The organism is Citrobacter sp. Cf072, assembly GCF_030334485.1.
GTDB classification, from domain to species: domain Bacteria; phylum Pseudomonadota; class Gammaproteobacteria; order Enterobacterales; family Enterobacteriaceae; genus Citrobacter; species Citrobacter freundii.
Genome location: NZ_JAOWDX010000043.1, coordinates 156003 through 176099 on the forward strand (window position 1 = coordinate 156003; position 20097 = coordinate 176099).

At 47.5% G+C, this 20097-nt stretch carries 21 protein-coding genes and 2 pseudogenes; 11 read left to right on the forward strand and 12 right to left on the reverse strand.

Features of this window, described 5'->3' with window-relative positions:
- Positions 1-70 precede the first annotated feature (70 nt).
- Complete coding sequence (locus OGX66_RS08780) at positions 71-1000, forward strand: DNA cytosine methyltransferase (RefSeq protein WP_032170444.1); 930 nt, start codon at positions 71-73, stop codon at positions 998-1000.
- On the opposite strand, the gene OGX66_RS08785 is transcribed toward OGX66_RS08780, so the two are convergent.
- Positions 981-1928 (reverse strand): hypothetical protein, encoded by a 948-nt coding sequence (locus OGX66_RS08785; RefSeq protein WP_058647054.1) that lies wholly within the window; start codon positions 1926-1928, stop codon positions 981-983. The genes OGX66_RS08780 and OGX66_RS08785 overlap by 20 nt on opposite strands.
- 204 nt (positions 1929-2132) lie before the next feature.
- Between OGX66_RS08785 and OGX66_RS08790 the strand changes: the two are divergent.
- From OGX66_RS08790 to arsC, 8 genes and pseudogenes are all read left to right on the forward strand, one after another.
- Positions 2133-2342 (forward strand): annotated as a pseudogene (locus OGX66_RS08790) (integrase); the annotation flags it as partial.
- Positions 2343-2540: 198 nt separating this feature from the next.
- A complete protein-coding gene (locus OGX66_RS08795) occupies positions 2541-3689 on the forward strand; it encodes an SIR2 family protein (RefSeq protein WP_058647053.1) in 1149 nt (382 codons plus the stop codon).
- A complete protein-coding gene (locus tag OGX66_RS08800) occupies positions 3686-5461 on the forward strand; it encodes an ATP-binding protein (protein WP_058647052.1) in 1776 nt (591 codons plus the stop codon). The genes OGX66_RS08795 and OGX66_RS08800 overlap by 4 nt, the downstream gene beginning before the upstream one ends.
- A gap of 219 nt (positions 5462-5680) precedes the next feature.
- The gene (gene arsR / locus OGX66_RS08805; protein WP_058647051.1) at positions 5681-6034 is read left to right on the forward strand and encodes an As(III)-sensing metalloregulatory transcriptional repressor ArsR; all 354 of its coding nucleotides are present in this window, start codon (positions 5681-5683) and stop codon (positions 6032-6034) included.
- Between the two features lie 47 nt (positions 6035-6081).
- Entirely contained in the window at positions 6082-6444 is a 363-nt protein-coding gene (gene arsD / locus OGX66_RS08810; protein WP_058647050.1) for an arsenite efflux transporter metallochaperone ArsD, read from the forward strand.
- A 17-nt stretch (positions 6445-6461) separates the two neighbouring features.
- Positions 6462-8213 (forward strand): arsenite efflux transporter ATPase subunit ArsA, encoded by a 1752-nt coding sequence (gene arsA, locus OGX66_RS08815; protein WP_286511395.1) that lies wholly within the window; start codon positions 6462-6464, stop codon positions 8211-8213.
- Positions 8214-8260: 47 nt separating this feature from the next.
- On the forward strand, positions 8261-9550 hold the full coding sequence (gene arsB, locus OGX66_RS08820; RefSeq protein ID WP_058647048.1) for an arsenite efflux transporter membrane subunit ArsB: 1290 nt from the start codon (positions 8261-8263) through the stop codon (positions 9548-9550).
- Between the two features lie 12 nt (positions 9551-9562).
- Positions 9563-9988: a glutaredoxin-dependent arsenate reductase gene (gene arsC / locus OGX66_RS08825; RefSeq protein WP_089587065.1), complete on the forward strand. Its 426-nt coding sequence runs from the start codon at positions 9563-9565 to the stop codon at positions 9986-9988.
- A gap of 229 nt (positions 9989-10217) precedes the next feature.
- Here the strand turns inward: arsC and OGX66_RS08835 are convergent, their stop codons facing one another.
- From OGX66_RS08835 to OGX66_RS08880, 10 genes are all read right to left on the reverse strand, one after another.
- A complete protein-coding gene (locus OGX66_RS08835; protein ID WP_058647046.1) occupies positions 10218-10469 on the reverse strand; it encodes a zinc ribbon domain-containing protein in 252 nt (83 codons plus the stop codon).
- Between the two features lie 127 nt (positions 10470-10596).
- Positions 10597-12234, reverse strand: a complete 1638-nt coding sequence (locus tag OGX66_RS08840) for a class I SAM-dependent methyltransferase (protein WP_089587066.1) — start codon at positions 12232-12234, stop codon at positions 10597-10599.
- A gap of 10 nt (positions 12235-12244) precedes the next feature.
- Positions 12245-12502, reverse strand: a complete 258-nt coding sequence (locus tag OGX66_RS08845) for a YjhX family toxin (RefSeq protein WP_058647044.1) — start codon at positions 12500-12502, stop codon at positions 12245-12247.
- Positions 12503-12841: 339 nt separating this feature from the next.
- The gene (locus OGX66_RS08850) at positions 12842-13318 is read right to left on the reverse strand and encodes a GNAT family N-acetyltransferase (RefSeq protein ID WP_058647043.1); all 477 of its coding nucleotides are present in this window, start codon (positions 13316-13318) and stop codon (positions 12842-12844) included.
- A 144-nt stretch (positions 13319-13462) separates the two neighbouring features.
- Positions 13463-13855 (reverse strand): VOC family protein, encoded by a 393-nt coding sequence (locus OGX66_RS08855; protein ID WP_086512794.1) that lies wholly within the window; start codon positions 13853-13855, stop codon positions 13463-13465.
- A gap of 24 nt (positions 13856-13879) precedes the next feature.
- Entirely contained in the window at positions 13880-15136 is a 1257-nt protein-coding gene (locus OGX66_RS08860) for a multidrug efflux MFS transporter MdtM (RefSeq protein ID WP_089587068.1), read from the reverse strand.
- A 39-nt stretch (positions 15137-15175) separates the two neighbouring features.
- The gene (locus OGX66_RS08865) at positions 15176-15748 is read right to left on the reverse strand and encodes a DUF1349 domain-containing protein (RefSeq protein WP_089587069.1); all 573 of its coding nucleotides are present in this window, start codon (positions 15746-15748) and stop codon (positions 15176-15178) included.
- A 40-nt stretch (positions 15749-15788) separates the two neighbouring features.
- Positions 15789-16607: a GNAT family N-acetyltransferase gene (locus tag OGX66_RS08870; RefSeq protein ID WP_086512796.1), complete on the reverse strand. Its 819-nt coding sequence runs from the start codon at positions 16605-16607 to the stop codon at positions 15789-15791.
- A 60-nt stretch (positions 16608-16667) separates the two neighbouring features.
- A complete protein-coding gene (locus OGX66_RS08875) occupies positions 16668-17102 on the reverse strand; it encodes a VOC family protein (protein WP_086512797.1) in 435 nt (144 codons plus the stop codon).
- Positions 17103-17283: 181 nt separating this feature from the next.
- The gene (locus OGX66_RS08880; protein WP_165351558.1) at positions 17284-17433 is read right to left on the reverse strand and encodes a hypothetical protein; all 150 of its coding nucleotides are present in this window, start codon (positions 17431-17433) and stop codon (positions 17284-17286) included.
- Between the two features lie 535 nt (positions 17434-17968).
- Between OGX66_RS08880 and OGX66_RS08885 the strand changes: the two genes are divergently transcribed.
- Positions 17969-18778: a MerR family transcriptional regulator gene (locus OGX66_RS08885; protein ID WP_086512798.1), complete on the forward strand. Its 810-nt coding sequence runs from the start codon at positions 17969-17971 to the stop codon at positions 18776-18778.
- A gap of 46 nt (positions 18779-18824) precedes the next feature.
- On the opposite strand, the pseudogene OGX66_RS08890 reads toward OGX66_RS08885, so the two are convergent.
- Positions 18825-19051, reverse strand: a pseudogene (locus OGX66_RS08890) (hypothetical protein).
- Positions 19052-19351: 300 nt separating this feature from the next.
- Here OGX66_RS08890 and OGX66_RS08895 point away from each other — a divergent pair.
- Positions 19352-19960: a DUF1062 domain-containing protein gene (locus tag OGX66_RS08895; protein ID WP_086512799.1), complete on the forward strand. Its 609-nt coding sequence runs from the start codon at positions 19352-19354 to the stop codon at positions 19958-19960.
- Positions 19961-20097: the final 137 nt, after the last annotated feature.

Below are 20097 nucleotides of genomic sequence, written 5' to 3' on the forward strand. Positions count from 1 at the left end.
AAAAAAAAGGTGGCCATCGGGACTGGTTTCCGTTAGGATCTTCGGATCAAAAAGTGATGAAAAAGTCGATATGAAAAAGAAACCACTGAAGCAGTACAAGGTATCCTCGTTTTTCGCAGGGATTGGTGGATTCGATCTTGGTCTTGAGAAAGCAGGGATGGAAGTTGTTTTCCAATGCGAAATCAATAAGTTTTGCCAGAAAGTACTTAGAAAGAATTGGCCAAATGTACCATTACATACTGATATTACACAACTGAATGCTGATGAGATCCCAGAAAGCAGTGTTTGGTGTGGTGGTTTTCCTTGCCAGGATGTGTCGTCAGCTAACCAAGGAAAACGGAAAGGTTTAGAGGGAGCCCGAAGCGGCTTATTTTATACATATGCAAAACTCATCGAAGAAAGAAAACCTGAATGGCTTGTTATTGAAAATGTTCCCGGACTGCTCAACAGCCACAATGGACAAGACTTCAAAGTTGTCATCGATACGTTGGTCGAACTCGGGTATGGCGTTTCGTGGAGAGTATTGGATGCAAAATACTTTGGAACACCCCAGCGTAGAAGAAGAGTGTACATTGTCGCAAGTCTTGGAGACATGCGCTCCGCTCGAGTCCTTTTTGAACCCGGAGCAACTAGAATCGTTGATAAACAGGGCCAAGGAGAGAGGGCAAATGCTTCCGGAGCCTCTGATACAGGCCTATCAAAAGCAGATATCTATTCTATCCAGCATGCAAGTATCGGACGAAAAGCAACCGCAGGACCTCAAGCAAAAGGATACCGGAACGACGGAGAAACCTACACTCTTGACTCAAGAGGAAGTTCAGATGCTGTATGTGCGCCGGATGCTGCCTTCCGAGTACGAGCGTCTGCAGGGATTTCCAGAGAACTGGACTCTAATCGATTCAGAGCAGTAGGGAACGCTGTCGCGGTCCCTATTGTTGAATGGATAGGAAAAAGAATTGTCCTGGTAGATCAGCAGATGCTTAACGAGGCATTATCGTAACAGTACTATTATCTAAACGTAAAAATGATCCTTCGAATAGTTCAGGGCGCGGTGCGCCCTGATCTGTTAGAAATCTTACAAATGTTGAATAGTTAGTAAATAATGTCTTTGAATCATCAATGATCAACGGAATCGGGCCAGGTCGTGGTTCATCCGATGTATCTTCCTTGAAAGCTAAAATGCATAATGTCCAGTTATGGGCTTTTAGATCCCTGAGATTGGCATTCCTAAAACGTCTATGTAAATAGTCATAGAGTAAGCTACCTACAGCAAAAACGATTTTCCCACCAGTTTGATCAACAACATTCCCTTTCACAAGAAATTGTTCTTGTTGTCGTCTCCATGCGTTGGTTTCGATAGTATTTGCTGCCACTGGCCTTCTTAGAATTTCATTTGTTGGGATTTCGAGATCAGCCCAAGCGGCAATATGGCGAGTAATGGCACCTGTGCTGCTTGTTTCTCCGCCACCTTGCATTTCGAGGAGGACTTCATCAACTCTTCCTCTACCGGAAAAGTTTCTCATAACGTAGTCTGCGTGGTAGCTATTATCTGAATCAGGTAAAGGAATATTGACTTCTCTTTTTACGCCAATCTCTGAGTCTTGCAGTTCAGGATCCTGATAGATCAGTTTTGCTACTTTCCTTAGAATGTCTCTTTGATGTTCAACCAAGACATTGTCGACAAGTTGTGTACGCTCACCTGAGATGATCGTCTTTTTTTGGCGGGTAGAACAAAGTCTATGTTCACAGACGATCCAAATAGTACTGTCTGGTTTGCGGACGGAGCAGACTGGATGATTATTTTTACTTACTTTGTCACAGGTACGGTCCATAAAAGGGCATTGCGCCAGCGTGCCCTTTGAAACGGGAAGAATCTGTTGTTCCACGTCTGTTCTTTGGCCTAAATATTCCGCGATACTCACTGCCATTGCTCATTCCTCATTCAGGAGCGGTTTGCTATATGATCTCAGCGGGTAGCAATTTATGTCAATGAATTCATAGTATTTTTGTATCATGGGTGTCAGTTTTCATTGGAATTGAATGAGGTTTTGATTCGACGCCGCTCATCTCATGACAGTACTTAACATTTTCAATGTGATAGTGAAGCACATATGTTACGTAAGGCGTGTTAGGGGGATGGTTTCCGTCACACGATGAGTATCATTTTGCATGAGCAGGGATTTAAATCGGTTTGCGTCGAGCTACAACTGGCTCACGTCGATAAGAACTCAATTCGTGGAACGTATGACAATGCTTAATATCTGGAGGCGAGGCGGGAGATGATGCAGTGGTATGGTGATTTTACTAGTAATTTAGGCAAGGAAGGAATTATTAAAAGCTGATATGTTGAAAGGCAGTCTCGAAAAGCAATCACATCCATCTAGGTGTCTGGACGGATGTAATTCAATATATGCTGCTAACTGCAATAGTTGGAAACCAGAGAAGTAGTGACTATTGATACAAATTTTTTGCCTAAGTCAAAACTTGGTCTGACTATACACTGATGCTATTTTCGACAAAACTAAATAAGGGAGGTAAGTATGTTTGAGGCGATCCAGCCACTGGATATATACAATAAGAACATCAACATACTGATTGGCTCAGGCGCTTCAGCAGACTTATTCCCGACGCTGTCCCTAGCCATCAAGAATGCAGATGGACGACGAGAAACGATCGAGACGCTCGCCACACAGTTTGAAAACTCGCCAGAAAAGCGAACCGCTTTATTCATGCACTACTACAACACATGTATTTTTCCAGTGCAGACATTCAACCCAAGTTCCGTTACATCAGATAAAGGAAAAGAAAATCTCAAGAATTATGAGGTTTTTTTAACAACCCTTTTGGGGTTGTTGGATAGAAGGAAAGATCTCAACCGCAAAATCAATATTTTTACCACTAACTATGATGGATGTCTGTCCCATACAGCTGACAGCCTTCTCATGAAGGGCTCACATGATTTTGTGGTGAATGATGGTACCTCCGGTTTTCATACGAAGCATCTTCATTCCAAAAACTTCAGTACGTTTCAATGTCAAACTGGAGTATTTGAACGAAGCAACTATGGCATCCCACAGCTAAACATTATCCACCTTCATGGTTCGGTTTACTGGTCAAAAAGCGGTGATAAGATTGAAGTCAATTACCGCAATGATTTTATTAACCTCTTGACAGAAGAGACACTCGGAAATTTGAATGGATATTCCGAATTTCTAGGTGCCGATGGCAACAGAACCGAAGGCATTCCATCCTTGGCATTCAGTCAAGATCAGATAGATATTTTCTGGGGGGAGTACAATAAGCTACCTATTGTCAACCCCACTAAGTGGAAGTTTTACGAAACTGTCTTCGAAGAACACTACTACCAAATGCTCAGGCTATTAAGCTATGAGCTTGAAAAACCAAATTCTATCCTTATCACATTTGGCTTTTCGTTTGCTGATGAACACATTCTCAGGCTTATCCAACGCTCCCTCTCCAACCCACAACTTCATACTTTTATTTGCTGTTATAGCAATAATAGTGCAAATAGCATGCGGGAAGAGTTTAAATCTTGGAAAAACGTCCAAGTAATTGGACCCGCTGAAGATATGAATATGGACTTCACCAATTTCAATAAATATGTTTTCTCACTCAAGCCAGACACTTATGAACCTCAATTAAAAGCTGAAGAGGAGGATCTGATATGAGTATCATCGTAGGTGAGGTCATTGCAGTGAGTGGAGTACGTATCTCCCTTCGAATTTTTGAAGACTCCAATCATGAGACAATTTACTACGGAGGAGTTAAGTACAGAGGTATTTCACTTCGGGAGCACGTATCTATTCAGCGAGGTTTTATAGATATTGTCTGTCTTGTTGAAGGTGAATTTTTGGATGAGAAAAGGCTAGAGACAGATGCCGAGAAGATCCAATACGTACGAAAAGTGGATGTTCGCCCCATTGGTTATATAGTGGATGATAAGTTTTTTGAAGGTGTGAAGTACATGCCGATGATCAGAGACAAGGCATCTCTACTCAGCGAATTTATGGTAGGGAAAATTTATGGAGCGGACGGAAAAACAGGTTTTTCTATTGGCTCTATGCTTAAGGAGAATGTACCCATCAACCTCCCATGGATGCGATTATTCAACAGCCATTTGGGCATATTTGGTAACACTGGGAGTGGTAAATCTAATACGCTAGCTAAACTTTATACTACACTTTTTAATGAGCGGCTCCAAGCATTACAAAACAAGAGTCAGTTTGTTATCATAGATTTTAATGGTGAATACACGGAAGATCAGCTACTACCAGCCAAGAATAAGCAAATCACAGTGCTGGACTCTAAAAAATCAAAGCACAAATTCAAGATTGAAGGTGCTCATTTTTGGGATGTCGAAACTCTAAGTCTCCTATTTCAGGCAACTACGAACACACAACAGCCATTTCTGCGTCGCGTTCTGTCTGGTAAGGAAAAATTTAAAACTACCCCACTCAAAAGATATGTGGAAAAGGTTTTTGAAAAAGTTTTTAGTACAGGCGAAGCGAAATCAGATGCTTTAGACCTGAGCCGTGAAATTGCACGCATGATTGACTGCGAATTGCTTCAAGACCATTTAAAAGGAATCATTTATTTTAATAAAGATAAATATTTTAAGCATGCCAGCGGTACGTACTATAATTCAAATGGCAATGGATTTGACGCTAACATCAAGCCTATTCTTGATGATAATGTTAATTTAGATGGAATTGATCAATTCGACGAACTAATCTTGAGGTGCTACCTCCAACTTTGTTCAGATGTTGTATTTGGCTACGCCCAATACGAACACATTCAACCAGTGCTTGCCAGGGCCAAATCATCTATATCGGCTCTGCGTAATGTTCTTGAAATCGTCGATGTGCCACAACCACCACATCTCTTACATGTCATCTCTTTAAAGAAATGCAAGAATGAGATAAAAAAGATCTTACCACTGCTTGTTGCTAAGAATTTCTATACAAATCACAAAGATGCCGAGACTCTCAAGAGCCCTCCAAGCCGGACTCTTCACCTTATCATTGATGAGGCACACAATATTTTGTCAGAGCAGTCCACCCGTGAGCATGAAATCTGGAAAGACTACCGGCTTGAACTCTTTGAAGAAATAATCAAGGAGGGACGCAAATATGGCGTATACCTTACACTATCTAGTCAGCGGCCTGCCGATATTTCACCTACTATTGTTTCCCAGATTCACAACTTCTTCATACATCGATTAGTGAACGATCGCGACCTTATGCTGCTAGACAATACTATCAGCACGTTAGATTCCAGTTCTAAGACTCTCATACCGACTCTAGCCAAGGGCTGCTGCGTAGTCACTGGAACCGCTTTTGATCTTCCAATGATATTGAAAATTGACCCGCTGCTGAAACAGCATCGACCCAGCAGTGATGATGTGAACCTTGAAGAACTCTGGGCACTGCCTCCCGCTTAATACAGCGACTTTGCAATTGTTGTGTATTGTAACTCTAACAAAATGTGCCCTGCGAGTGTCTTCGGGGCTTTCTGGCATAGAAGGTTACTCTGGATTATCTCTCTTTCCATGAAAGATGTAGAGAGTAGCTTTTTGTTTATTTCATATATGAAAATTCAAATGTATTTTTGACATTGTACTGTTATAGAGAGAAACTGCGAGATAATAGCAGGAGGACCTATGCCACAATTATCATCATTACAGCTCTTCAAAAAACTCTCCGATGAAACCCGTCTAGGGATCGTACTGCTGCTCAGAGAGATGGGGGAGCTGTGCGTGTGTGATCTCTGTACGGCGCTGGAGCAGTCGCAGCCCAAGATCTCCCGTCATCTGGCAATGCTCCGGGAAAGTGGTCTATTGCTGGACCGTAAACAGGGCAAGTGGGTTCACTACCGCTTATCCCCGCATATTCCTTCCTGGGTCGCCCAGGTGATTGAGCAGGCCTGGTTAAGCCAACAGGACGACGTACAGGTCATCGCCCGTAAGCTGGCATCAGCAAACTGCTCTGGTAGCGGCAAGGCTGTTTGCATCTAAAAAATTTGCCTGAACATATATGATTTTACGAATGTGAGGTATTCAGAATGAAGACGTTAACGGTGTTTGACCCGGCGATGTGCTGCAGTACCGGCGTATGTGGCTCAGATGTCGATCAGGTTCTGGTTGATTTTTCTGCTGATGTGCAGTGGCTGAAAGGACGTGGCGTACAGGTTGAACGTTACAACCTGGTGCAGCAGCCGATGAGCTTCGTTGAGAACGCAAAAGCGAAAGCATTTCTTGAAGCGTCTGGCGCTGAAGGACTTCCGCTGCTGTTGCTTGATGGCGAAACGGTGATGGCGGGGCGATATCCCAAACGCGCTGAATTGGCGCGCTGGTTTGGTATTCCGCTGGAGAAAGTAGGAGTGGCTCCGACAAGCTGCTGTGGTGGTAATACTTCCTGTTGTTGATTATGTCAGGAGGACATATGAAATTCTTACAGAATATCCCGCCTTACCTGTTTTTCACTGGCAAAGGAGGAGTAGGTAAAACCTCAATTTCCTGCGCGACGGCTATACGCCTTGCAGAACAGGGTAAGCGGATTTTGCTGGTCAGTACCGATCCGGCCTCCAATATCGGCCAGGTATTCGACCAGGCTATTGGCAACACGATCCAGCCCGTGGCTGCGGTGCCAGGCCTTTCAGCGCTGGAGATTGACCCACAGGACGCCGCCCAGCAATACCGCGCCAGAATCGTTGACCCTATTAAAGGTCTTTTGCCAGATGACGTCGTTAACAGTATCAGCGAGCAGCTTTCAGGAGCCTGTACGACTGAGATTGCGGCGTTCGATGAGTTTACTGGCTTACTGACCGACGCTTCTCTGCTGACCCGCTTCGATCACATCATTTTTGATACAGCGCCGACGGGCCACACGATTCGCCTTCTCAAGCTTCCCGGTGCCTGGAGTAGCTTCATTGAAAGTAATCCAGATGGTGCTTCCTGTCTTAGCCCAATGGCCGGGCTGGAAAAGCAGCGTGAGCAGTATGCTCATGCGGTAGAGGCGTTATCCAATCCTGAACGTACCCGCCTGGTTCTGGTTGCACGACTGCAAAAATCTACGCTGCAGGAAGTCGCCCGCACCCATGAAGAACTCGCCGCAATTGGACTGAAAAACCAGTATCTGGTGATTAATGGTGTGCTGCCTAAAGCCGAAGCTGAACATGACGCCCTGGCCGCTAAAATATGGCAACGGGAACAAGAGGCGCTGGCAAATCTTCCTGCTGGGTTATCTGGCTTGCCGACAGATACACTATTCCTTCAACCGCTGAACATGGTTGGTGTCTCCGCATTGAAAGGCCTGCTCAACGAACACGCTGAGATAGCATCGCTTCCTGAACAAAGCATACAGAACAAGCCAGAGAATATGTCGCTGTCTGCCATGGTTGATGATATCGCCCGCAGTGAACACGGTTTGATTATGCTGATGGGCAAAGGTGGCGTAGGTAAAACCAGGATGGCTGCTGCTATCGCCGTCCGACTTGCGGACATGGGTTTTGATGTGCATCTCACCACCTCAGATCCTGCTGCACATCTCAGTACAACGCTTAATGGCAGCCTCAAAAATCTGCAGGTCAGCCGAATCAACCCTCACGATGAAACTGAACGCTATCGTCAGCATGTTCTTGAGACGAAAGGCAGGGATCTGGATGAGGCTGGGAAACGGCTGCTCGAAGAGGATTTACGTTCTCCTTGCACAGAAGAGATTGCGGTGTTCCAGGCGTTCTCACGCGTAATTCGTGAAGCAGGCAAACGGTTTGTGGTCATGGATACGGCACCTACCGGGCATACGCTATTACTGCTTGATACTACCGGGGCTTATCACCGTGAGATTGCCAGGAAGATGGGGGATAAAGGTCATTTTACCACGCCGATGATGCAGCTTCAGGACCCGGAACGCACCAAAGTCCTGCTGGTCACTCTGCCTGAAACCACACCGGTGCTGGAGGCGGCAAATTTACAGTCCGATCTGGAACGTGCGGGAATTCATCCCTGGGGCTGGATTATCAATAACAGCCTTTCTATTGCACAGACTCAATCGCCACTGCTTTGCCAGCGTGCCCGACAAGAGCTTCCTCAAATCGAGGTTGTGAAAAACCAGCATGCAAGCCGCATAGCGTTAGTACCGGTAATGGCTGCAGAGCCCACTGGTATCGAGAAACTCAGAGAGCTGGCCGTTTAATTTTTTTGTATATACAGGGCGGCAAAGCCGTCCTGTCTGGAGGATGTATGTTACTGGCAGGCGCTATTTTTGTCCTGACCATCGTTTTGGTTATCTGGCAACCGAAGGGATTAGGGATCGGCTGGAGTGCGACGCTGGGCGCGGTACTGGCGCTGATATCTGGTGTAGTCCATTTTGGTGATATCCCTGTAGTGTGGAATATCGTCTGGAATGCGACGGCGACCTTTATTGCCGTGATAATTATCAGTCTGTTGCTCGATGAATCCGGCTTTTTCGAATGGGCGGCGCTACACGTTTCACGCTGGGGCAATGGTCGTGGCCGTTTACTGTTTACGTATATTGTTCTGCTCGGCGCAGCGGTAGCTGCACTGTTTGCCAACGATGGCGCGGCATTGATTCTGACACCAATAGTCATCGCCATGCTGCTGGCATTAGGTTTCAGTAAAGGGACTACGCTGGCATTTGTCATGGCCGCCGGGTTTATTGCCGATACGGCCAGTCTGCCGCTTATCGTGTCGAACCTGGTTAACATCGTCTCGGCGGACTTCTTTGGGCTGGGCTTCACAGAATATGCGTCGGTAATGGTGCCGGTGGATATTGCCACGATTATCGCCACGCTGGTGATGCTGCATCTGTTCTTTCGCAAAGACATTCCGCCAACGTATGACCTGGCTCTGCTGAAAGCACCGGCAAAAGCGGTTAAAGATCTGGCAACCTTCAGAACAGGCTGGATAGTGTTGATTCTTCTGCTGGTTGGGTTCTTTATCCTCGAGCCGCTCGGTATTCCCGTTAGCGCGATTGCGGCTGTCGGGGCTGTCATCCTGTTTGCGGTAGCGAAACGAGGCCATGCCATTAACACTGGCAAAGTGCTGCGCGGTGCGCCATGGCAGATCGTCATCTTCTCGCTGGGGATGTATCTGGTGGTCTATGGTCTGCGTAACGCCGGACTAACAGAATACCTCTCCGGTGTGCTGAACGTGCTGGCAGATAAAGGGCTTTTGGCCGCGACGTTGGGTACCGGCTTCCTGACGGCTTTCCTGTCTTCCATCATGAACAACATGCCTACCGTGCTGGTTGGCGCGCTCTCTATTGATGGCAGCACCGCAACCGGTGTTATCAAAGAGGCGATGATTTATGCCAACGTGATTGGCTGCGATCTGGGGCCGAAAATTACACCGATTGGTAGCCTGGCAACGCTGCTTTGGCTGCATGTTCTTTCACAGAAGAACATGACCATCACCTGGGGATACTATTTCCGCACCGGGATCGTCATGACTCTGCCTGTTCTGTTTGTAACGCTGGCCGCGCTGGCGCTACGTCTCTCTTTCACTTTGTAATGAGATACTGATATGAGCAACATCACCATTTATCACAACCCAGCCTGCGGCACATCACGTAATACGCTGGAGATGATCCGCAACAGCGGTACTGAGCCAACCGTGATTCTTTACCTTGAGACTCCACCTTCATGCGAGGAACTGGTCAAACTCATTGCCGATATGGGGATCACGGTACGGGCACTGCTGCGTAAAAATGTCGAGCCGTATGAGGAACTGGGTCTTGCAGAAGATGAATTTACTGACGATCAGCTCATCAACTTTATGTTACAGCACCCGATTCTGATTAACCGTCCGATTGTGGTGACGCCACTGGGAACGAAACTTTGCCGTCCTTCTGAGGTGGTTCTTGATATCCTTCCAGATGTGCAGAAAGGGGCGTTCACCAAGGAAGACGGCGAGAAAGTCGTTGATGATGCAGGTAAACGACTGAAATAAAGATGAAGGGGCAAATGCCCCTTCATCTTTATTTCGTCAATTATTCCAGTAGGTCAATACCAATTGGTTCTTCACTATGTAACGCTATTACCCCAGCATATCCATCAGCGGATCGTAGAACGTGATGGCGTGTGGCAGGTCGCCGGGCATAATGTAAGAAAACATCGTCTCTCCTTTATGGAATCAGGGGAGTGAACATAGTCTGCCTAAAATACTCAGGCTTTGTTCTTCACTCGTCTGCTTTATGAGCCCAGGCGGGCATTGCCGTCAGGTAACGTTTTGCACGCTTCTGTGCTTCTTCCGGGCCGACTTTTTGCCAGGAATCAAGGAAGCTGGCTAAACCTGATACCGCTTCTTCCCAGGGTTTAAGATTGCCGTTACTGTCACAGCAGTACGCGCAATATTGATCGCTGGCACTGTGTGCATCGGGTGCAGACATCGGCATCCCGCAAGCCTGACAGAACTGTTCATGTTGTGACATATGATGCTCCTTATGGTGACGTGCTGATTAATAAACATACAGAGTATGTATTGTGCAGGTGTTGCATCTGGTCAAAGCCAAGGCGAAGCCCCCGGTAACTCCAGTCAGAAATACCGGGAACCTGTTGTTACCTGGCGATGAGCGCGAATACGCCCCAGCCAAAGTATTCCCGCGCGTACGTTACGTGGCGTTTCGGCGAGATGTTTAGCTCGGCCCTGACTTCGGCGAAGAAATCGTCGTCAGGATTGGCTTCCAGCCAGCGGCGCATGGTCAGCCATTTCGCGGCCTCATACCGATCCCAGCCTTCCTGGTCCGCCAGTACCATTTCCACCACGTCGTAGCCGAGGTCGTCAAACGCGCTGACAAGCCCTGGAAGCGTCAGGAAATCGCTTGTCGAGCTGACGCCGCAGGCCTGGGCTATCTCGTCCGTTGCCGGAAGCTGGCACCAGTAAGGTTCACCGATGAGCATGATGCCGCCCGGTTTAAGGCTCTGCGCCAGCAGTTCGACTGTCCCGGCAAAGCCTCCGGCAATCCAGGTCGCGCCGACGCAGGCTGCCACGTCACATTTTTCATTGGCGACGTAACCCGCCGCATCATTATGAATAAAATGTACGCGTTCGCTGACGCCGAGTTCTTCCGCGCGGCGTCTGGCCTGCGCGGTGAAGAGCGAACTCATGTCGATGCCAGTCCCCGTAATGCCATGATCCCGGGCCCAGGTGCAGAGCATCTCGCCCGAGCCGCTACCGAGATCAAGAATGCGGGTGCCCGGCTTCATGCGCAGCACGCGACCCAGCGTGGCGTACTTCTCTTCGGTGAACGGGTTATGAATGCGGTGCTCACTTTCGCTGATGGTAAAAATACGTGGGATATCCAATTTGGAATTCCTTTTATTGCGTTGAGTATTAAGAGGAAGTTCCTCTGAGGCTTTTGCTTTTTCGGCTAGCAGAGCAAACAGCTTTCCTTCAAATGTTTCGCTGACTGACCAGTCGTGGCTTTCAGGAGGAGGAAGCAGGTTAAATCCGGCATTGTCGAGCAGGCTGACGTACTCGTCATCGCGCCATGCCGTCATCTGGCTGCCGAAACAGGTGGTTTGGCCGTTTGCCTCTATGGCCCAGAACTTTGTTGAGCTGGTCTGGGCTTCTTCATCCCAGTCATGTTCAGTCAGCAGCAGATGAGGGACGCCCAGAAACAGCCCGTCCGGACAGCGTTGCCAGCTTGCTTCAGCCATTCCCTGACGCTTAACTTCGTCGAAAGTATGGACTTCAGTGAGCAGCCTGCCGCCCGACTCCAGCCACAGCGCGCAGCGACTGACGAGTGAGCGCGCATCCGCCGCGCTGAAAACATTCAACTCCCCGAATATCATCATGATGAAATCGAAAGATTTATCGGGCCAATATGCGCGGACATCCTGCTGAACATAGTCGATATTCAATCCGGCGTGCTGCGCCTGCTGGCGGGCCCAGCTCACTGATGTCGGTGAGAAATCCACGCCGGTGCAGTGAAATCCACGCTCTGCTAAGCGGTGGGTGTAAAAGCCGGGACCGCAGCCGAGATCGAGAATACGTGCGCCTGGGGGTAATAGGCTGGCGATCCAATTCACCTGCCGCTCAATGACCTCCTGCCTGCGGCTGGCCCAGTCGTGATCCTGCGACAAATGGTTCGCGAGCATGCGCTGGCTAAAGGCCGGTTCGTCCCAGGGAATTTTGCTCTCCTCCGCCGACAGTTGAATGTGTCGGGATGAGGAAATAAGGGTGCTGATATCCATTATGCTCTCCTTAGCGGTTATCGAGCTGTGAGCGAACGTTATTCAGCCCGGTGGTGTTGATGCGGTAGGGCTGACCATTGACGGACTTGATAAGTATTTTGGTTTTGAGTTTTTTGAAGACGGTGAGCGTGCAGTCGGTCAGCAACAGCCCTTCGCGGCTGTAGCATTCAACGGAAGTGACGCGGCCTGAAGAATCGCGGACGTGCGCAATATGTCCACCTTTAGCGAGAACGTGTAAGGTACGTTGTTCCTGACGGGATAAATTCATACTGAAGAACCTGTTTAATCATCATGTGCAAAACGTGCAAACACACGGCGGTGTCCGCATTCGATTTCGGCGCATTGATAATCAGTCCGGCCTGAAAAGGTCGGTAAGCTGATTATCGGATGATTACATTCTCCAGCATCAAAGCCTCGGGTAGAGTTGAAAGGTATTTACGGAGCGAATAATAACACGTAGTTTTAGCAGGGATATGTTTCAGTAGAAAAAGTGTGATGTACTTCGGAAATCGAACGCCAGCTCATTTACTGAAAAAAGGCAGGTGCACTGACGAATGCAGGTTTTAGTACCCCTTATATGGCCTCATTGGCTTTTCCCCTCCGGAGGTTATTCTCCTTTTGTTAAATCCAGAACATAAATATGCTCACCCTCTTCGATGCCTGAAAAATGAAAGCCAGTCCTGATAAGTAATTTTATTGAAGAGGTATTTTCCGGATCCACACCGGCTTTGATGAGTGAAAAACCGTTCTCTTTTATCCAGCCGATGGTGGCGGTAATGGCTTCAAATGCATATCCCTGGCGAGCATGAGCGGGGGTGATGGTATAACCGAGCCAAAATACATCGCATTGCTGACGTAAATAGATATCACCAATCAAAACCTGCGTCAGCTTGTTGACGATGGCCAATTGAATTCCCTGAGTAAGCGTAAGAACGCCCAGCAATGCTGATTCATAGTCCTCTTTTGTTAGCCCCTTAAATCCCTGATATTTCATCCACTCAGCATCATTACGATACAGCATAAAACTATCAATTTCGTGTGACTGAAATGGTCGAATGATGCATCTTGACGATATTATTTGCATAAGGCTTCCTGTTTAGTGATTCTCCTGCCCCAGTCTCTGCGACTACAAGAGTTACCGCCTGACGCTACGCCCGACGGCTACTCTCTGACTATGTCCGGTGCGTCGCCGCTTTCATACACAACACGAAAACTGTCAGTTTGATGTTCAACCCTCATCGGCATAGTACACAAACGCCAGCTTATTCCCGTCCGGATCGCGTACATAGGCACTATGGAATCCCTGTCCGTATTGTGGCCTGTGCCCCGGTGTACCTTCATCCCTGGCGCCCAGACTGATAGCAAGTTCGTACAACTGCTGGATGTGTTCAAACGAGTGGGTATTCAGTGCGACCATCGTGCCATTACCAACGCTCGCTGGTTGCTGGTTAAAGGGCCTGCCGACGCACAATCCGATGGTATGGTTATTGCTGAACGTCCCCCAGGATGCGCCTTCTTCATTACGGCCTGCCTTTGGATGTCCAAGCAATTCCATCAGCGGATCGTAGAACCTTATGGCGCGCTGTAGATCGTTAGTACCCAGCATCACGTAAGAAAACATAAACCCTCCTTACTCACTTTTGTATTATTGTTCCTGACAGCCTGACGGTGATACTGACTGGCTCTGATGCTGCCCACGCAGCATAAGCAGGCGGGCAACTGATATGATGACGGCTATACCGGCCAGCAGCGCCGCGCCGTGGAAAGCAATCCTGCCGCCGGCATGGAAGTAAACCCAGCGGGTTATTTCAATGCTAAGAGCAATTATGCCGAGCGCCAGAATATTCAGCGTGGCAGAAACGGTGCCTTTTGGCAGGTTATGAGAAAAGAGCGTGAAGCGAAACAGCACCGGATAGAGCAGTCCAATACCCAGGGCATAAAAGCTCGTTCCCACTACTGACCATAGCCAGACGTGTGGCCATAGCAGGTTGCCGACCAGCAAAGCCAGCAAGCCAGCAAACTGTATCGGGACAGTACCCCAGATAAAACGCGGTGACGTCGGGTCTTTGATAACATTCGCTACAATCACACTGGCGATAATGATCCCACTAAACACGGGCACCTGTGTCCAGGCATAGGTACCGGGAGACATACCCCCGTGCTCAATCAGGATCACGGGGGAGAGCGCCACCCAGGTGATGATGGGCAGGTTACCAAAAGCGACTGCCAGTGAGCCGGTCAGCACCACTGGATGGCGAAAGGCCGCGATGAAATCTGACAGCACTTCACCCGGTTTGAATTCTCTTCCCTGAGATATAACTGTTTCCGGCATTTTGAACAGTAGTAAGAACCATGCTACCAGACCAAACACACCGATGATGGCAAAGAGCAGTTTCCAGTGAATGAACGCCATCAGCGCAGCGCCGGCCACCGGCCCGATTATTGGGGCGAGCAGAACAATGGAGGTCAGCGCAGCCATGATCCTGATGGAATCTTTTTCATCAAAGGCCTCCTGTATTGATACATAACCAACGGTGGAGATAAAACAGATGCTGGTGCCCTGAATAAAGCGGGCGACGAAGTATTGTTCGATCGAGGTGACAAACAGCATGCTCAGGCATGCCAGGGCAAAGATCATTGCACCCGTGAGCAGGACCGGGCGGCGGCCAATCCTGTCGGAGAGTGGCCCCAGGAGCCACTGTAGCGCCAGTCCGCCTGCCATATACAAACTGACTGATGCTGGAGCCAGCGTAACATCCGCCTGTAACTCATTTATAATGTTAATGACGCCCGGCTGAATAAGGTCCGTTGTCAGGTAGGCTGAAAAATCGTAGATGATCATCGCCAGTGGAAATAATAGCACGCTGCCATACCTGCCAATGCGTCCCGAAAATGGCTTCATAAACGGGTTCTCCGATTTTTTATTATTGAATGGTTATTATCAACTTAGATCGTGCAGTTCCTTATCCATCGCAGGAGTTAGTCTGAGATCAAGAAATTCTACTTCCAACCCCTTGCGCTGAGGTGTACAACACATGATTCCCGTTTTGACAGGGCCCGTAGGGAAATGGCATAAGCGAAGTAATGGCCAGTGCTGTCCATCTGAGGAGTACTGCAGTCGTAACGCATCTTTTTTACGGGTCAGACGCAGCCAGAATTCCTTCGGATCCCCAGGAAAGAGTCCTGTAGCCCAGTCGGAACATCCCTGCGTGAGTACACTCCCGATTGCAGGTGCGCCATCGTTGAATTCGATGCCAGCTTTGAGCCAGTGCTGTTCGTCAGAGAGAATCATAATTCCGGCCTGGTCATAGAGTGTGGTGAAGTTTGCGCGGATCCTGACCTGAAAAGTAAAATCACCTGTTACATCAGTAGCGTAGATGTGGCCGGTAAAACGCTCAAACCCGTACCAGGTACGGCACCAGAAATCAGTATGCTCATCTGTGATTACCGATAGGGCGTTATTTTCGTAGCACCATACGGCGGGCTCATTGATCCATTCAAACTTGCAAATCATCATTGTTCTCCTGTCATGCGGAATGCAGCATAACGATAGTTTAAAATGTCAGTTCCATTTCAAACTGGCATAACGTTTCAGCCTGATAACCCGCCGCAGTAAATAATGGTGCCAGCGTTTCTGGGATCGCGGCTGATGTACCTATGCCAGGCCATCTGGCATTGATTTTCTGAAGCATTCTTTTAGCCCGTCCCTGGTAACGATACACCGGTTCCACAAACAAACAGCGGAGCTGAGGTTGTCCCATGAACTCCGCGACAGCACACCATGCATGTTCGTTATCCCTGAGGATGTCGCAGGGAATAGACAAGAGCGGCAGGGGGCTGGCCAGCCAGGGAAGATCATCATCTGGTGCAGACCAGACGGTACGCAGGAAGTCATCAGCAGTCTTGGATTCCATATCCCCTGAAGGTATTTCCGGACGAGACTGTGGATCTCCCCGGTATTTGCACAGATGTCGACGAACCTGAAAACCGAGCGCGTGATAGAGAGCGATTGCCCGGGTATTTTCGTGCATCACTTCCAGTCTCACGCTGGATAACTTTTTCTCTTTTAAGGAGGTAAACAGAGGAGTAAGCATCTGTTTTGCCAGTCCTTGGCTCCGGTACTCAGGCAACACACCAAATGCTGCCAGACGCGCTTTGTCCATTCTGCGGGTTACGATGGCTATTGCCGCCGGGTTATCATTGACCAGCCAGACAAACGAGTCTTCAAGGCTGAGTCCTTCGGAAATGAAACGTGAGGCAAACATTTCCGGTGGCAACGCAAACGGTGTCAATGTTTCATTAAAGCTGTCTGCAAGAATACGGCACAGCTCAGTAATGCTGCATTCAAGGGCTGATACCGGAATAACGGTCATAGATAAAGCTCTCCATTGCGGTTACCGGGAGCTACAGGGGAAAATATGCTCCCTGTTTTCTCAGACAGTGAAGCTGATTTCTACAGAGCGGGCACTGCGATCGCCCTCACCATGGTAAACAGCTTCGATGTTGTTACCGTCCGGATCCAGAACAAAAGCGGCATAGTATCCCGGATGATAGGTTCGTTCTGCAGGTGCGCCGTTATCACGTCCGCCATGATTTAGTGCTGCGTGGTAAAACGCGTTCACCGATTCACGGTCTGCGGCCTGAAAGGCCAGATGGTGCCGTCCTGTAGGCACCCCGCCAGACTCCGAACTTTTTACCGACGAAATGACCAGTTCGTCGGCCCAGATATAATCGTCATCGGTAATAACCATGGGGATCTTAAGTTCCGCCAGAACAGCAGTGTAAAACGCTTTGCTTGCGGCAAAGTTGTTTACCACGAGCTGGATATGGTCGATAAGTCTGCCACGATGCAGCGTATAGTTATCCATGGTTCATTTCCTTATTCAGATTCTGTCAGTCAGGTCTTTACCTGTGAAACTCAACAGAGGCACAACTCTACGTAATGATTGTGTTGTTGGAAAAAAAAATACGTTAAGTTTTGTGCTCTGAACCCGACAGATATCAGAAAATCATTCCAGATTTGGTCTTTGTACAGGAATTGCTATTCCGTTATTCGCTGATGACCAGGCTCTCAATTGCCAGTTGTAATATAACGAGCAGGGATGAGATAAGAGCAAGCCATTTTACAGGGCGTAGTTTACGTTCAGGTATAGAGAGCGTGTGGAGTATGGCATGACGCTTCATTTTATTGTGTGACATGCTGCCTCCTGAAAAAGAGCCGCCTGCACAGGCTACTAAACAATGAAAAAAATTATTCCACAAACAAGGCACTTATGAGCAAGGTTAATTGCCGTGGAGCTAACGTAACGGTCGAGGCGGTAAAAACAAGCCACAAGTGGCTAACCGTTTTCCTTCTGAGTTGACAGCTTCACCCTGTAGAACTGTTCGTTTGTTAGCCAGAACAGGTTAACGGATAAAAACAGTATATCCATATCAAATGAGTGGTTGTTTAGCATTTATTTAAACAATACTAATCGAATAATGTGCGCTCAAATAATAATCAATCCGGAACTATCCAGAAACGCTAATTGATAGGCGCTTATGAGAACTGGAGAGATGACTCCTTCTGATGAGCCACAATGCAATCACACCCCGGTCAGTTGATTCTCAGGTTTAATAAGCGTGATTAACCAGTACTATAATGATGGCTCAACGTAAGACGCGTCAGTTTGTTGTTGACTCTCCTGTAAGGTAAGACTGTAAGGTTCACATACTCATTCAGGGAGATAGTTACATGTATCAAATAGGGCTGTTTTCAAAGATCTGCCGTGTGACGATAAAAACGCTTCATTACTATAATAAAATTGGTTTACTTGTTCCTGCCTATATTAATCCTGAGAATGGTTATCGATTTTATACTTCTGACCAATTAATGAAATTCCATCAGATTGCGAGTTTACGTCAGCTTGGATTTACCATAACAGAAATAGTTACTCTTACTCAGGATGAAAATTCCTGCCACATAATTGAACGGCGACGCCTTGAAATACAGAAACAAATTCGAGACATGGACGATATTCTCTCCCGAATTAACCACTATCTGCAACATAAAAAAAAGGAAGGAATTATGTTATATCAAGCTGTTTTGAAAGAGATCCCGGAATGTATTGTTTACTCCAAGCGTTTCATTGTTCCTGATTTTTCCTCATATCTCAAATTAATTCCGCATATAGGACAAGAGGTTGTGAAGGCAAATCCAGATTTAACTTTAGCAACCCCAGCTTATTGCTTCACTCTTTATCATGATAAAGAGTACAAAGAGAAAAACATGGATGTGGAGTTCTGTGAAGCTGTTGATGATTTTGGTAAGAATGAAGGGAGTATTTTTTTTCAGGTAATCCCTGCCATAACAGCTGTAACTGTAATACATAAGGGACCATATGATTCATTAAGAAATGCTTACATTTACCTTATGCAATGGGTTGAAGATAATGGTTACTTGTTAACAAATTCACCAAGGGAAAGCTACATCGACGGCATCTGGAACAAACAAGACTCCGCAGAGTGGATGACTGAAATACAGTTCCCTGTAGAGAAAGTTTAATCGAGATGCATGCTGGCCCGGTTAAGGGCCACCAGCTGATAACCATTCAGATTGGAAATTCCCAGGCGGGCATTGCCGTCAGGTAACGTTTTGCCTGCTTTTGTGCCCGACTTTTTGCCAGCAATCAAGGAAACCCTGCATCGCCTATGACCAGTGTTTAAGATTGCCGTTGCCGTCGCTGCGGTACGCACAATATTTATCACTGGCACTGTGTGCATCGGGTGAATACATCGCCATTCCGCAGGCCTGATTAAACCACTTGTTCTGTGTCATCATGTGCTCCTTCAGTCAGTTGATTGTCTGCTAAACATACAAACTTACTGCACTGTCTTTAACGGGTCAGATCAACAGCTCCTGATGGAACGGAACCACTATGAACATTGATTGAGCTCATTTACCAGATAAGTTCCATTTTGATAGGCTCGACTTAACTCGTTGACCATTTACAGGATTGTAACGTTGGAAATCTTTTTTTAACCTGCTGAAAAATATCTCTTAAATATTTTTCATACACAAACATTCATGGTCCGTTTAGTACGGATCCGGTTTTGTATGGGTTAAAAAAGGTACGTTATGAAAGTTACATGGACCGTCACGCCTGTGGGGTATCAGCGCATCGCGAAACGATGCCCTTCATGCAACATTAAACGGGACTTCACGCCGTCAGGTGCATTTCGGGTTAATTCGCAAAAGAAGGTGCTGGACGTGTGGAGTATCTATAAATGCACACACTGTGATTACACCTGGAATATCTCCCTGTTTTCGCGTCTGCACGTCAGCAAAATTGACCGCCAGCTTTATCATCGGCTAATGACAAACGATGCCGCTACGGTTCAACATTTTGCCTGTGATATCGCGACGCTGAAGCGGAACAACGCCGAGCTATCGGGTCGGCCTGATTTTACCGTTCAGGAGCGCTGGCAGTTAAGCATCACCGCCCACCAGCGGGTTCACGTTAGTGTCAGGATCTCCCGTACATTTCAGGTAAGTCTGCTGTCGATTTTGAAGCAACAGCTCATGCTGAGCGCTGGTGAGATTCAGAGAAGGGTGGAAGCAGGGCAGATTAGCGGCGTTACGATGAAGATGCTTAAATCGAGAAAGCTGAAGTCATCGGAATATGGATTCCAGTTGTCTGCGGAAACTTTATATGCCAGGCGCAGGATTGTTCTGACGCATCGTTAAAAACATGAAGCTCCCCTGAGGTAATAAACGCCCGTGTGGCAGCGGTTCAACATAATGCCAAATAGGCCGGGGATAGGGGAGCTTCAGTTTTTCAGCTTCAGAATTGAGAACTTTAGTGAATGGGGTGATAAACGATA

Coding starts and splice junctions, on each gene's coding strand:
- arsC (WP_089587065.1), top strand. CDS start 9,563: ATGAGCAACATCACCATTTATCACAACCCAGCCTGCGGCACATCACGT.
- OGX66_RS08855 (WP_086512794.1), bottom strand. CDS start 13,855: ATGTTTTCTTACGTGATGCTGGGTACTAACGATCTACAGCGCGCCATA.
- OGX66_RS08840 (WP_089587066.1), bottom strand. CDS start 12,234: ATGGATATCAGCACCCTTATTTCCTCATCCCGACACATTCAACTGTCG.
- arsB (WP_058647048.1), top strand. CDS start 8,261: ATGTTACTGGCAGGCGCTATTTTTGTCCTGACCATCGTTTTGGTTATC.
- arsR (WP_058647051.1), top strand. CDS start 5,681: ATGCCACAATTATCATCATTACAGCTCTTCAAAAAACTCTCCGATGAA.
- OGX66_RS08835 (WP_058647046.1), bottom strand. CDS start 10,469: ATGTCACAACATGAACAGTTCTGTCAGGCTTGCGGGATGCCGATGTCT.
- OGX66_RS08785 (WP_058647054.1), bottom strand. CDS start 1,928: ATGGCAGTGAGTATCGCGGAATATTTAGGCCAAAGAACAGACGTGGAA.
- OGX66_RS08780 (WP_032170444.1), top strand. CDS start 71: ATGAAAAAGAAACCACTGAAGCAGTACAAGGTATCCTCGTTTTTCGCA.
- OGX66_RS08795 (WP_058647053.1), top strand. CDS start 2,541: ATGTTTGAGGCGATCCAGCCACTGGATATATACAATAAGAACATCAAC.
- OGX66_RS08870 (WP_086512796.1), bottom strand. CDS start 16,607: ATGACCGTTATTCCGGTATCAGCCCTTGAATGCAGCATTACTGAGCTG.
- OGX66_RS08885 (WP_086512798.1), top strand. CDS start 17,969: ATGTATCAAATAGGGCTGTTTTCAAAGATCTGCCGTGTGACGATAAAA.
- OGX66_RS08845 (WP_058647044.1), bottom strand. CDS start 12,502: ATGAATTTATCCCGTCAGGAACAACGTACCTTACACGTTCTCGCTAAA.
- OGX66_RS08850 (WP_058647043.1), bottom strand. CDS start 13,318: ATGCAAATAATATCGTCAAGATGCATCATTCGACCATTTCAGTCACAC.
- OGX66_RS08800 (WP_058647052.1), top strand. CDS start 3,686: ATGAGTATCATCGTAGGTGAGGTCATTGCAGTGAGTGGAGTACGTATC.
- arsD (WP_058647050.1), top strand. CDS start 6,082: ATGAAGACGTTAACGGTGTTTGACCCGGCGATGTGCTGCAGTACCGGC.
- OGX66_RS08860 (WP_089587068.1), bottom strand. CDS start 15,136: ATGAAGCCATTTTCGGGACGCATTGGCAGGTATGGCAGCGTGCTATTA.
- OGX66_RS08895 (WP_086512799.1), top strand. CDS start 19,352: ATGAAAGTTACATGGACCGTCACGCCTGTGGGGTATCAGCGCATCGCG.
- OGX66_RS08875 (WP_086512797.1), bottom strand. CDS start 17,102: ATGGATAACTATACGCTGCATCGTGGCAGACTTATCGACCATATCCAG.
- OGX66_RS08865 (WP_089587069.1), bottom strand. CDS start 15,748: ATGATTTGCAAGTTTGAATGGATCAATGAGCCCGCCGTATGGTGCTAC.
- OGX66_RS08880 (WP_165351558.1), bottom strand. CDS start 17,433: ATGTCACACAATAAAATGAAGCGTCATGCCATACTCCACACGCTCTCT.
- arsA (WP_286511395.1), top strand. CDS start 6,462: ATGAAATTCTTACAGAATATCCCGCCTTACCTGTTTTTCACTGGCAAA.